The sequence below is a fragment of the Lentimicrobium sp. S6 genome (assembly GCF_013166635.1).
Taxonomy (GTDB): domain Bacteria; phylum Bacteroidota; class Bacteroidia; order Bacteroidales; family UBA12170; genus UBA12170.
The window spans coordinates 1-13,215 of sequence record NZ_JABKBZ010000050.1 but is presented as its reverse complement, the minus strand read 5'-3'; the positions used below and the strand labels follow the sequence as shown (position 1 = coordinate 13,215).

General features: G+C 34.6%; 13 protein-coding genes. 12 read left to right on the top strand and 1 reads right to left on the bottom strand.

Features of this window, described 5'->3' with window-relative positions:
* The first annotated feature begins 408 nt into the window (after positions 1–408).
* The 8 genes from HNS40_RS15170 to HNS40_RS15135 all read left to right on the top strand — a co-directional run bounded on the left by HNS40_RS15170 (position 409) and on the right by HNS40_RS15135 (position 8,857).
* A complete protein-coding gene (locus tag HNS40_RS15170; protein ID WP_172282326.1) occupies positions 409–1,383 on the top strand; it encodes a T9SS type A sorting domain-containing protein in 975 nt (324 codons plus the stop codon).
* 52 nt (positions 1,384–1,435) lie between these two features.
* On the top strand, positions 1,436–2,236 hold the full coding sequence (locus HNS40_RS15165; RefSeq protein ID WP_172282324.1) for a bifunctional 2-polyprenyl-6-hydroxyphenol methylase/3-demethylubiquinol 3-O-methyltransferase UbiG: 801 nt from the start codon (positions 1,436–1,438) through the stop codon (positions 2,234–2,236).
* Between the two features lie 52 nt (positions 2,237–2,288).
* Positions 2,289–3,500 carry a DEAD/DEAH box helicase family protein gene (locus HNS40_RS15160; RefSeq protein ID WP_172282322.1) on the top strand — a complete coding sequence of 404 codons (1,212 nt, stop codon included), beginning with the start codon at positions 2,289–2,291 and terminating at the stop codon, positions 3,498–3,500.
* A gap of 18 nt (positions 3,501–3,518) precedes the next feature.
* The gene (locus HNS40_RS15155) at positions 3,519–4,139 is read left to right on the top strand and encodes a hypothetical protein (protein WP_172282320.1); all 621 of its coding nucleotides are present in this window, start codon (positions 3,519–3,521) and stop codon (positions 4,137–4,139) included.
* Positions 4,140–4,143: 4 nt separating this feature from the next.
* A complete protein-coding gene (locus HNS40_RS15150) occupies positions 4,144–4,707 on the top strand; it encodes a hypothetical protein (RefSeq protein ID WP_172282318.1) in 564 nt (187 codons plus the stop codon).
* Positions 4,708–4,807: 100 nt separating this feature from the next.
* Positions 4,808–6,214 carry a Gfo/Idh/MocA family protein gene (locus HNS40_RS15145; RefSeq protein WP_172282316.1) on the top strand — a complete coding sequence of 469 codons (1,407 nt, stop codon included), beginning with the start codon at positions 4,808–4,810 and terminating at the stop codon, positions 6,212–6,214.
* Between the two features lie 3 nt (positions 6,215–6,217).
* Positions 6,218–6,547: a hypothetical protein gene (locus tag HNS40_RS15140; protein WP_172282314.1), complete on the top strand. Its 330-nt coding sequence runs from the start codon at positions 6,218–6,220 to the stop codon at positions 6,545–6,547.
* A gap of 300 nt (positions 6,548–6,847) precedes the next feature.
* Positions 6,848–8,857, top strand: a complete 2,010-nt coding sequence (locus HNS40_RS15135) for a PAS domain-containing hybrid sensor histidine kinase/response regulator (protein WP_172282312.1) — start codon at positions 6,848–6,850, stop codon at positions 8,855–8,857.
* Positions 8,858–8,894: 37 nt separating this feature from the next.
* On the opposite strand, the gene HNS40_RS15130 is transcribed toward HNS40_RS15135, so the two are convergent.
* Positions 8,895–9,326 carry a Fur family transcriptional regulator gene (locus tag HNS40_RS15130; protein ID WP_172282310.1) on the bottom strand — a complete coding sequence of 144 codons (432 nt, stop codon included), beginning with the start codon at positions 9,324–9,326 and terminating at the stop codon, positions 8,895–8,897.
* Positions 9,327–9,521: 195 nt separating this feature from the next.
* Between HNS40_RS15130 and HNS40_RS15125 the strand changes: the two genes are divergently transcribed.
* The 4 genes from HNS40_RS15125 to HNS40_RS15110 all read left to right on the top strand — a co-directional run bounded on the left by HNS40_RS15125 (position 9,522) and on the right by HNS40_RS15110 (position 13,100).
* Positions 9,522–10,733, top strand: coding sequence for a S8 family serine peptidase (locus HNS40_RS15125; protein WP_172282308.1), 1,212 nt, complete (start codon positions 9,522–9,524; stop codon positions 10,731–10,733).
* A gap of 70 nt (positions 10,734–10,803) precedes the next feature.
* On the top strand, positions 10,804–11,268 hold the full coding sequence (locus tag HNS40_RS15120; RefSeq protein WP_172282306.1) for a pyridoxamine 5'-phosphate oxidase family protein: 465 nt from the start codon (positions 10,804–10,806) through the stop codon (positions 11,266–11,268).
* A 661-nt stretch (positions 11,269–11,929) separates the two neighbouring features.
* Positions 11,930–12,334, top strand: coding sequence for an endonuclease domain-containing protein (locus HNS40_RS15115; protein ID WP_253916374.1), 405 nt, complete (start codon positions 11,930–11,932; stop codon positions 12,332–12,334).
* Positions 12,335–12,695: 361 nt separating this feature from the next.
* Complete coding sequence (locus tag HNS40_RS15110; protein WP_216664177.1) at positions 12,696–13,100, top strand: endonuclease domain-containing protein; 405 nt, start codon at positions 12,696–12,698, stop codon at positions 13,098–13,100.
* Positions 13,101–13,215 lie beyond the last annotated feature (115 nt).

Sequence of the window (13,215 nt, the reverse complement as noted above, 5' to 3'; positions counted from 1 at the left end):
CGTTTATTGAGGATGTAATATTAGTGAAAATTATAATAATCAATTGAATTATCTAAGCAAAATCAGATCAAGCTCCACTAGATGTTTGCATATTGAGAATATGAAATGTTTAAGCAACAAGAATTCTCAACTTTGTGATTCTTTGAGAAATCTTTGAAAAACGCTGTGTAATAGCTGTTACACAAAAGACACAGAGGAGGCACAAAGGTCACAAAACAATGAAGACGTGTTTGCCTTTTTAGCAAAACAGATCCCTGTAGAAATTTAAAAAATCTCATATTACATGACAAACTTAACAAACTGCTTAAGTGTTTAATATATTATTTGTAATTTCGTTTGGTATAAACAAATAGCAGATATTGCCAATAAAAGCCATAATTTAAATCATAACATCAAAACAAACAAAACATGAAAAAAGCATTCCTTTATCTCTCATTTCTAGTATTTTCCATTTCTGCATTTTCTCAATCCTGTCTCCCAGGTGACAACTATTTTAGCACACAAGCTGATATTGATAATTTTTTAATAAATCACCCTGATTGCACAACAATAGAAGGTAATCTAATGATCATGGGAGATGATATCACTAATTTAAATGGTCTTCAAAACATTAGCACCTTTGAATCTGGATTTTGGATAGATACTTGCCCATTATTAGAAAATTTAAGTGGGATTGAAAATGTAAGTTATGTTGGGGATTATTTAGAAGTAGCCAGCCTTCCTCTTGTTGAAAATATTGATGAACTGAGCAATGTTACCTTTGTGGGGGGAGCTCTTGATGTTATGAATATGCCTTTAATTACTAATTTGAATGGCTTAGAAAATATTGTTTCATCACCTACTCACTTATTACTTTGGTCCAATCCTAGTTTAACAGATATTGAAGGAGCACGCAATCTTCAGTCAATCACCACCTTACTTAGCATAAAATACAATACACTTTTATCCGATATTAGTCCATTACAAAATATTGATTTGAGTGAATTAAGCTCTTTAACAATTAAAGAAAACCCGCAGCTATCAAGTTGTCATATCAATAGTATTTGTTTAGCTCTAGAACAAGAAACAATATCATTTACTATAGAAAACAACCTGAATGGTTGTAATACTATTGAAGAAATTGAGAGCTCCTGTAGTCAATCTATAAGTACCGATATAGAGCCTGATTTCTTTAGTTTTTATCCCAATCCAGCACAATGTGAGATTGTTTTCAGCCATGATAAATCTAAAAATATTCAGATTTTTAATCAATTGGGACAACTTTCATTTTCACAAGAAAACATAACAAAATCACTGAATATTTCAACTTTAGAACCTGGTATCTATATTATAAATATAGAATCTTCAAACTATTTTCAAAAAGGAAAATTAATTATTCAATAAATAATTCACACTCTTTGGCGAAGGTTTAATTAAAATCATATAAGTACTAAAAATGAATAATTTCGAAGAGAACAGACAAAGTTGGAACGAGTTAACCAATCTGCATGCAGATTCGAGGTTTTATGATATAGAAGGTTTTCTGAAAGGTAAATCCTCATTAAATCATATTGAGCTAGAAGAATTAGGAGATATCAGAGGAAAGAAAATCCTTCATCTTCAATGCCATTTTGGTATGGACAGCTTATCTCTTGCTAGAATGGGAGCTGAAGTCACAGGTATAGATATTTCAGATACCTCCATACAAAAAGCCAAGGAATTGTCTAATTATTTAGGCCTTACTGCTCAATTTATTCGTTCCAATATATACGATATTGAAGAAGTATTAAACGAAAAGTTTGATATTGTTTATACTTCTTATGGAGCCATAAACTGGTTGGATGATCTTGACAAATGGGCAAAACTTATCCATCGTTTTTTAAAGCCCAATGGCGTATTTCATCTGGTGGAATTCCATCCCTTTATCTATACCCTAAATGAGGATTCAGAAATTGAAAATGGCTATTTCAAATCAAAACCCATCGAAACTCAAGTGGAGAGTTCCTATACCGACAAATCAGAAGTTTCCGGTAATAACCTAAAGCATATCGAATGGCATCATAGCCTGGGGGAAGTAATGAATAGCTTAATTTCAAATGGCCTCTCCATAGAATTCCTCCATGAATTCCCATATCAAGTCTATGATTGTTTCCCCAATTTAGTTGAAATAGAGAAAGGAAAATGGGTAAATCAAAAACATGGAGATAAAATTCCATATATGTATTCTGTGAGAGCTCGGGAAAGCACTAAAATCTAAAAAAAACAAAGAGTAGTTTAATGTTTATTCGATTCAAATAAATCAAAGAAAATTGAAAGAGTTTCCAAAAGATATAAAATTCAAATACGAATGGAGAAGATATCAGCAACGAGTTCTTGATGATCTTGAGGAGCAGCTAGATGATAATCATCTGCATATTATTGCTCCTCCAGGTTCTGGAAAAACTGTACTTGGGCTCGAAGTAGCTATTCGTTTAAATAAACCAACGCTTATATTTGCTCCTACTATATCTATTCGGAATCAGTGGATACAAAGATTTTGCGAATTGTTTCTTCTAGTCGGTGATGATATTCAATTACTCAAAAGGCGATTTAAATCTTTTGTTGGCATTTCAAATGAAACCGAAACCACCATAGAGAATGGAATAAATAGAATCCATTTACCCGAAGTATTTGGGTCAGCTGAGCTTCAATCTTTCAATAAGGAAATCATTAAAAAAGCAGGACAGAGAGACCAACTCAAGCAAAAATGGAAGGATGCGCTCTTAAATGGAAGTTCATTAATAGAACAAATAAAAGTTCCATTCCCCGAAGGTAAAGAGTATAAAAAAACCATGTCTTTGTATTATCATAAAACAATAGCGAATATGATTGCTATGCTGGTTTCTGCGATCTTCGGATTTCTAGAAAGCATATTTAATGGCTTAGGACGATCGATTAGATATATTAAATCTCGAGAAGATTTGCTTCAATACCTAATGTATATTGGCATTTTGGGAGTGATAATATTTGGTAGACAGACCTATAAAACCATTCGCTTATATTTTAAATACAGAGATATCTCCAAAGATATACAGCAAATTGGGGAGGCTCTTTTGGAATCACTTATTAAAACAGGTACAATAAATACGGAATACTCCAAATTAGAGGTGATAGCTTCGTTAAATGACTTTGGCTCCATATATTGCCATCTCAAAGGAGGAACAAGCTATGAAAAATCTACTTTTATAAAATCGCTTCACGAAATTATTGCTGCGGTGGACAATCCGAGGTATTTAATCATCAGAAAAAGCTTATTCCTGAAGATCATTTCTCAAAAAGACTATCATGCTGTTCCTGAAATTATAGGCAGAAATAAAAAAACAGCTGAGTATTTTGAGAGACAATGGAAGCGGCTTGTGGGTTCCTGTGAACTCATCTACTCCAGAACCATTGAAGGCAGAAAAATCTTGCTTCAATCCAGAATAAATTCTTTATCCTCGGAATTTGAAGATAAAACAGAGCGAATTAACAAGTGGAGGTAAATAGTAAATAACATAACCATGAAAAAACTAATCCCATATCAAAACATAAATACCGCCCTCAAATCCTTAGATAATGGTGGGAGATTCTATAATATTCTAACAAAAGCAGAGGATGGCATTATTAGTCAGGCGGAGCTCGGAAAAGTAGGAGGGATATTTGGATCCAAGCAGCAGAGTATTCTTTTTCTGGAGATGTCGATTAGTGCTTTGAGTGAAAAGGAGGAAGCAGGAGTTTTGTCTCAATTAGATGACGGACTACAGAAACAATATCAGAAACACAAAGCTCAGCATCTGCAAGCTTCTGAAGCCAATAAAAAGGCTCAACTCTCGTCCAACGCTATCATTACTGGCATTCCTAAACTCACCGATTCAAAAACTGATTTCATGGGTTTTATCATGATGCCCATCAGCACTGGAGAAGTCACTACTTTCTCTATGATTCCTCTCATCGATCAATACGATGTTTATGAACTTAGAGATGAATCCTCCTTAGAATCCTTTTTTATTGCCCATGCGAGAGGCTCGGAACAATTACCCGCTGAAAAAATCACTGTGGGAGGTGTTATTAAAGAAATGAGCTCCGAAGAAGAAAAGCCCCTTGGAAAGTTTTTGGAAACTGTTTATTATATGGAGAACTAAAACTATGAAACAAATGCTATTATTACTAGCTGTCGTTTTTATGTCCTTTTCTTGCTCCATTAAAAACAAGAAATCATCTGAGGAGGACCTGATTAAAGCCTATTACCAAGCCCTAAATTCTGGGGATTTCAATCGCATTTCTTGTCTCTTATCCGATAGTCTAATCACCATGGAAATGGATTTTGTTTTAACAAAAGGAATACAAGGTTTTCATGAGCAATTTCAATGGGATTCTGTGTTTAATGCAAAACATAAGCTGATGGAGATACAAAATCATAAAGATTCCATTTTCACCATACAATCAAAAATAGGCAAACGCATTGATTTTTTACAAGATTCCGCAGTAATATGCAAAGTATGGTTTGAATTCGACAAAAATAAGATATCAAAAATTCACACTCTGGAATATATATACTTCAATATTGAAAAATGGGAACCTAGGCGGGATAGTCTTGTAGCCTGGGTTGGCAGAGTCTATCCAGGACTCAATGGGTTTATTTACGACCTAAGTCCCAAAGGAGCCAAAAACTACCTAAAAGCTATTAAGCTTTATGAAAAAAGACAATAATAGTCTTCAATAATAGTAAAATCACTTATCCACCACACCTTCAAATTTCCTATATTTACCATCCTAATCTCCCTGCTACTGGGATACTAAATCGCGCCAAATGAAAAACAAGCTCAACAGAAGACAAGCCCTTAAAAATATGCTATTAGGTGCTGGTGCCTTACCTTTGATGGCAACATCTTTAAGCGCTATTGCTGCAAACGAATTCAATGAAAAAACCCTTTCTATTCGTCCTTTTGGCGATGCAGAGGCAACAGATCCTATCACTGCCATTACCCTAGGTGCAGGAGCTCGTGGCAATGTTTATGGGAATTATGCAACAGCCTTTCCTAAAGAATTAGATATTATTGGAGTGGCAGAACCTATTCCCATTAGAAATGAGCGTTATGCTAAAAAACACAATATTCCAGATAATAATAGATTCATAACCTGGGAACATGTTTTCGAAAGACCCAAATTCGCAGATGCCATCATCATCACCACTCCCGATGATTTGCATTATGGCCCTTGCATGAAAGCCTTGGAAATGGGTTATGATATACTTCTAGAAAAACCCATTGCACCCACCGAGAAAGAATGTCGAGATATTTTGGCTTTGGCCAATAAAACAGGGAGAATCGTAGCAGTTTGTCATGTGCTCAGATATGCTCCCTATTTCATCAAGCTTAAAGAGATGGTGGATTCTGGAGTTCTAGGTGAGTTGATCAGTATTCAGCATTTGGAACCTATTCAACATATTCATATGTCGCATAGCTATGTGAGAGGAAATTGGCATAATTCCAAAGAAACTACTCCTATCATTTTAGGGAAATCTTGTCATGATTTGGATATCCTCCGTTGGTTGGTTGGCCAACCTTGTACCAGTATTGCAGCCTATGGCAATTTAAAATGGTTTAAGGAATCTAATGCTCCAGAAGGAAGTACCACTAGATGTACCGATGGATGTGCTGTCGAAAGTCAATGCCCATACTCTGCTCTTAAAATTTATTATCGCGACCGAACTTATATTCATGTCTTCGATTTTCCTGAGGAGGAACATGACAAAGAAGAGTTTATATTAGAGCAATTGAAAACCACCAATTATGGACGCTGCGTTTATCATATGGATAACGACCAGCCCGATCATTATGTGAGTTCCATGGAATTTGAGGAGGGTATAACTGCCAATTTCTCCATGGAAGCTTTCACTTCTTATCATGGACGTAGGACAAGAATTATGGGTTCTATGGGTGATATCGTTGGTGATATGGATGAGTTTGTTCATACCGATTTCCTCACCGGAGAAAAAAACAGATGGGATATTCATGTGGAAGATGTGGAGAATTATAAAAACAGTGGTCATGGTGGTGGCGACTGGGCTTTGGTTACCGATTGGATAAAAGCGGTAAAAGAACAAAATCCAGATCTACTCACCTCCACCATAGATGCTTCCGTGGAAAGTCATGTCATGGGATTTATGGCTGAAAAGAGTCGAAAAAATAAGAAGATGATGCCAGTGAAACTCTAGTTTATGAATCCATTTTATCAGCAGAATATCATTCTTCAATGGGTATTGTCCTTCATCATGTTTTCTTTAATGATGGGCTTGATGATTCTTTGGATTCTCCTCATGAAAATGAGTTTCTTAGGTTTTTTTAGCTTGTTTATCGTCCTTCCCATAAGTCAGTTTTTGGCTTCACCACTTTATACCCTAATGGGCCTATATAAATACCTAAGTCCAATGCTTCTGGTGGCGAATGCTTCTGATCAAAAATATGATATGCATAATGGAACTACTTTTGATTACTTCTTGGTCATGAGAAATCTTAAACCCGGAGCCTCATGGAAAAAACCATGCTGATATATTATCTAGATGGCCTCCTCCATTTAAAAACACCCCTATAGGAGAGGAAATGCTAATTATAGTTTTATCATATTGAAAACTCTTGCCTACATAATATCATGATTTTATCTGCCTGTTTTACTGATACATATGTAAATTTGGTAAAACGATAGCTTTTCATTATCTTTGATAGCAATGGTTGATAATGCAATAATTTAGAATAATATCTTTTTCTTATTCTCTCTGGCTAAATTTTATTTGCACCCAATTGGCATATTATAAAATCAGTCATTATATATAATAGACAAAAATACAAATATGAGCACAGCCGACTTTTTCAAATATCTAACACCTATTATTTATTGGGCGCTCATATTGGTTTGGGCATATATATTTGTGTTCTATTTTAAGAAAACTAGAGCCCTAGCGTCATCAGATAAATTACTGAGGCTATTGTTGATTATTTTAGCACTAGATGCATTTCGGTCTCTTTTTGAAAGCCTTTACTTTGGTGCTTGGTATACTTCACTCTCAGGTCTTATACCTATTGGTGTTTTCAATTATTTAGCCCAACCTCAAAATGTTTTTTTCCCAAAAATCATTAATTTAATCACCGCTTTGGTTATTCTCATGTTATTAATTAGAAAATGGCTAAAAACTGAAATCGCTCAAAAAAATGACATCAATGATTTGGTGAATTCACAAAACGCAGAACTCGTCAGAAATAATAAAAAATTGATAGAAGCTAAAGAAGATGCCGAAGAAGGGGAAAGAAAATTAAAGCGAGCTATTATGGCATCACCCTTTCCAATTATGATTCATGCAGACGATGGCGAGGTGATTACCATAAACGAAGCTTGGACGGAATTAACAGGATATTCACATGCTGAAATCCCAACGATTTATGATTGGACAAAAAAAGCCTATGGGCAAAAAAGCAAAAACATTAAAGATTATATTGACAATCTATACCATCTAAATAAAAAAGTGGAGGAGGGGGAGTATGAAATCTTGACCACCAAAGGAAATAAAATTGTATGGGATTTTAGTTCTTCACCTTTAGGAATATTTAATGATGGCAGAAGGCTTGTTATTTCTATGGCTAAGGACATTACTGAAAAGAAAAATGCAGATGTTTTATTAGCCCAAAATATGGACCAGCTTAAAAAAGCAAAAGAAAAAGCGGAAGAAAGCGAAAGGTTAAAATCAGCATTTTTGGCCAATATGAGCCATGAAATACGTACTCCAATGAATGGTATTCTTGGTTTTGCAGAATTACTTAAAGAACCTAACCTAAGTGGAGAAGAGCAAAAAAAGTATATTGGCATTATAGAGAAAAGTGGAGGGCGCATGCTTAATATCATCAACGATATTGTCAATATTTCAAAGCTTGAAGCTGGATTAATGGAAGTAGAGAACCATCAATCCAACATCAATGAGCAAATAGAATATATTTATACTTTCTTTAAACCTGAGGTAGAAGAAAAAGGCTTGCACCTTTCGTTTAAAAATGAATTAGAAAACAGTGAATCTATAATAAATACCGACCGAGAAAAAGTATTTGCTATTTTAACCAACTTAGTTAAAAATGCTATTAAATATAGCGAAGAAGGCTCCATAGAATTTGGTTATAAAGTAAAAAAAGATAAAGCGATTTCTAAAATGGAGTTTTATGTTAAAGACACGGGAATTGGGATCCCTAAAGAGAGACAAAAAGCAATATTCGAAAGATTCATACAAGCAGATATTAGCAATCGATTTGCCATTCAAGGTGCAGGTTTAGGCTTATCCATCTCTAAAGCTTATGTGGAATTGTTAGGTGGAGAAATATGGGTGGAATCTGATGGAGAACATGCAAAAAAAGGAAGCACCTTTTATTTTACTCTTCCAATTCAAAAAAGCCAAATAATAGAAGAGTCTGACAAAAATGAAACTACTACAGCAAAACATTTAAATATTAACAAGCGCTTGAACATTTTAATAGTTGAGGACGACAAAGAATCTGAAGAACTTATTACAATAAGTGTGAGGAAATTAGCAAAAAATATCTATTATGCAAGAACAGGAACCGAAGCAGTTATGGCTTGTGTTAAAAATTCAGAAATTGATTTGGTTTTAATGGATATTCAGCTTCCAGAGATTAACGGCTATGAAGCCACTAAACAAATTCGGGAATTTAATAAAGAAATTATCATCATCGCACAAACGGCATATGCTATACAAGGTGATAAAGAAAAGTTCATCTCTATTGGTTGCAACGATTATATTTCAAAACCCATAAAAGCTAATGATTTAAGACAAATGATTATAAAACACATGAAGAAATAAGTATTACAAAATCAGTTTCCTTCAAAATGAAATCGTTTTAATATTCTTTCAAGCGTATTATACATCCTGAACAAAAACCACTGATAATCAAAGAATACTCGTTCACCTGAGCACCTTTGGGAAGGCTATTAATTTGAATTTCCTGTTTATCCAAACAAATGGTCTTATCACATTCCTGACAATGAAAATGAGGATGAATATCGAGATGTTGAGCAGAGCCACAAGAATCGTGACAAAGGGCATATTTGGTGGAATTGCTACCATCTTTTATCTGATGAATGACACCTTTTTGCTCAAAGGTTTTAAGGGTACGAAATAGGGTAGCCCTATCGCCCCAAGGCAATAAATCTTCTAGATCAGCTAAAGATAAAGCATACTCATGCTTCAAAAACACATCCAAAACCAATTCTCGATTGGCTGTGATTTTTACTTTCTTTTCCTCTAGTATTTCTATTCTTGTTTTTTTCATTTTCGTGGGCAAAGATAGTATTCTAATCCCAGCAACAATAAGCTTTATAGAAATATTCATCTGTTGAATTACTCATATTTATCTATATATAAGCACAATAAAGTTTGTTTATATGGTATATTTTGCTAATTTTGAGTCATTCTAAATAGCATTTTTAGAATTATCTAAACGAATTAAACCTAAAAACAATTACTTATGTCAAGAAAAATCATTGTAAAAAGCCTATTGTTGGCTTTGGTTTTTGTAGTAGTATCTTGTGAAAAATATGAAACTATAAAGGAAGTAAAACAAGCAACAATTGAAGCGGAAAACCTAATGGGGATTTCCAATGGAGATGTTATACCGGGGAAGTATATCATTGTAATGGATGATGCAAATTTAAAAAGCACAGTGTCTTATGAAGTTGGTCAAAAAGAAGTCAAATTAATAGCTCAAGATATTCTTTCTGCTTCAGGATTGAAAAGTGGAAGTATTACTGCAACCTATAGTCATGCCATTAGAGGTTTTGCTGCAGAATTAAGCCCTGAACAAGCAAGTCTTATTGAAAAAGATGAAAGAGTCATTTACATGGAGCAAGATCATTATGTGATATTAAAGAAACCAGGTGGAAATCCAGGTGGAGGAGGAGGTACTACTACACAGACACTTCCTTATGGAATCACTAGAGTTGGAGGAGGTGCTACTTATTCAGGTTCCAATTCTGCATGGATATTAGATACTGGAATCGATTTAGATCATCCAGATTTAAATGTAGATGTTGCCAGAAGTGTAGCATTCGGTCAAAACAATCCTGATGATGGTCATGGACACGGTACTCATTGTGCTGGAACTATTGCTGCTATAGATAATAATTTTGGGGTAATTGGGGTTGCAGCTGGCGCACCGGTTGTTGCTGTTAGAATATTAGACAGAAGAGGTTATGGAGGAGTTTCTGATTGTATTGCCGGTGTTGATTATGTTGGTGCCAATGCAAGCGCAGGAGATGTTGCCAATATGAGTGTTGGTTATCCTGCTTCTAGTGCATTGGATAATGCAGTTGTGAATGCTGCTTCAAATGGTATCTTCTTTGCTCTAGCGGCTGGAAATGATGGATTACATACTTATAATTCACCTCAGCCTAGTCCAGGAAGAATAAATGGAACAAATGTTTGGACCGTTTCTGCCATGGATATCAACGATGACTTTGCCTATTTCTCCAACTATGGAAATCCTCCTGTAGACTTATGTGCTCCAGGTGTATCTGTATATTCTTGTTATAAAAGAGGTGGATATACAACCATGAGCGGTACTTCAATGGCCACACCTCATGTTTGTGGTGTTTTATTAATGACCAATGGAAACCCCTCTACCTCAGGAACTGTAAATAACGATCCCGATGGAAATGCAGATGATATAGCTCATTTATAGCATCTATTTAAAAATATATGGAAGCGGGATTTATTCCCGCTTTTTTTATGGAAAAAAGTATCTTTGAGACATGAGAAGAGACGACAAAAAGATAAATAGCAGAGAAGAAATAGACCAAATCATAAAAAGTACGGAGGTTTGTAGAATAGCCTATGCTGATAATAATATCCCCTATATAACACCAGTATCATTTGGCTACGACGAGAAGCATATTTACGTTCATACTGCTATAAAAGGAAGAAAAATAGATTTCCTTATGAAGAACGAATATGTATGCTTTGAATTTGAAGCAGATGTAAAAACTATTACAGACCCAGTAATTGCCTGTAAATGGACCGCTGCTTTTAAAAGTGTGATTGGCTATGGCAATATGAAAGAATTAGCAACTTTTGAAGAGAAAGATTATGCCATTAATGAAATTATGAAGCATTATTCTGGAAAAACCTGGGCTTTTGAGGAAAAGATGCTTCAAAATGTAAAGCTTTGGAAAATTGAGATTTTGGAGATGAGTGGAAAGCAGTCGGGAGGGGAGTAAAAAAGAAAATGTTAAACATCTAATTATTGATTTTTTCTTTCCCCGACCCCAAGGGGTGGAAAAAATCAGTTCGGAGTTATCATTGAAATTCCTATTGTTTTCTTCCACCACCCCCTGGGGATGGGGAAAGTGGGAGAACAGCTGAATTTAAATTTAATAGCCTTATTGCATACTATCTCCCAGAATGTTTCCTTTTTCGCCACCCTTGAAGCTAGAGCAAACCGAAAAAAGATATAATGGTATAATTAGATTTGTGCTCTATGATTTTTTCTTTCCCCGACCCCGAGGGGTGGAAAAAATCAGGTCGGAGTTATCATTGAAATTCCTATTGTTTTCTTCCACCACCCCCTGGGGATGGGGAAAGTGGGAGAACAGCTGAATTTAAATTTAATAGCCTTATTGCATACTATCTCCCAGAATGTTTCCTTTTTCGCCACCCTTGAAGCTAGAGCAAACCGAAAAAAGATAAAGTAGTATAATTAGATTTGTGCTCTATGATTTTTTCTTTCCCCGACTCCGAGGGGTGGAAAAAATAGCATTTGAGTAAATCTTGAGATTCCTTTAATTTAAATAAGATTAGAGGAATTCTCTAATCAGAAAGATGCTATTTTCGGCTTCCATGAGGTCAAAGCAAAACCGAAATAATATATAAATTTGTTTTATGGTCAGAATAAAAAAGAATAATAAACCAATGAACTTTGGAGCTAATGCAAACACATTTCTAAAGGCGGAAAGACTTAGAGATGATATGACACAAGCAGAAGTAATATTATGGGAGCGATTAAAAGGCAAGCAAATTTTAAGTTTAAGATTCAGAAGACAGCATCCAATAGGCCAGTTTATCGTTGATTTCTATTGCCATAATGCCAAGCTCATAATTGAAGTAGATGGTTTGATTCATCAAAAAAAAGATGTGATGGAATATGATGCAGGAAGAACCTATGAGTTAGAAAAAGCAGGTTTGATGGTAAAGAGATTTACAAATAATGAAATTGAGAATAACATTGAAACAGTTATAGAAAGCATTTCAATTATTTGTCAAAAGAGAGTAATAATGGATATGTAAAACAAATAATTACCGGTTTTTTTATTTCCCCAACACCAGAGGTTGAAAAAATTGTACTTGAGTAAGTATCAAGATTCCTATAATTTAAATAAGATTAGAGGAGATTTTCTACTAAGGATAATGCTTTTTTCGGCTCCCCTTGGGGTCGGGGCAAACCGAAAAAAGATATAATGGTATAATTAGATTTGTGCTCTATGATTTTTTCTTTCCCCGACTCCGAGGGGTGGAAAAAATAGCATTTGAGTAAATCTTGAGATTCCTTTAATTTAAATAAGATTAGAGGAATTCTCTAATCAGAAAGATGCTATTTTCGGCTTCCATGAGGTCAAAGCAAAACCGAAATAATATATATATTTGTTTTATGGTCAGAATAAAAAAGAATAATAAACCAATGAACTTTGGAGCTAATGCAAACACATTTCTAAAGGCGGAAAGACTTAGAGATGATATGACACAAGCAGAAGTAATATTATGGGAGCGATTAAAAGGCAAGCAAATTTTAAGTTTAAGATTCAGAAGACAGCATCCAATAGGCCAGTTTATCGTTGATTTCTATTGCCATAATGCCAAGCTCATAATTGAAGTAGATGGTTTGATTCATCAAAAAAAAGATGTGATGGAAGATGATGCAGGAAGAACCTATGAGTTAGAAAAAGCAGGTTTGATGGTAAAGAGATTTACAAATAATGAAATTGAGAATAACATTGAAACAGTTATAGAAAGCATTTCAATTATTTGTCAAAAGAGAGTAATAATGGATATGTAAAACAAATAATTACCGGTTTTTTTATTTCCCCAACACCAGAGGTTGAAAAAATTGTACTTGAGTAAGTATCAAGATTCCTATAATTTAAATAAGATTAGAGGAGATTTTCTACTAA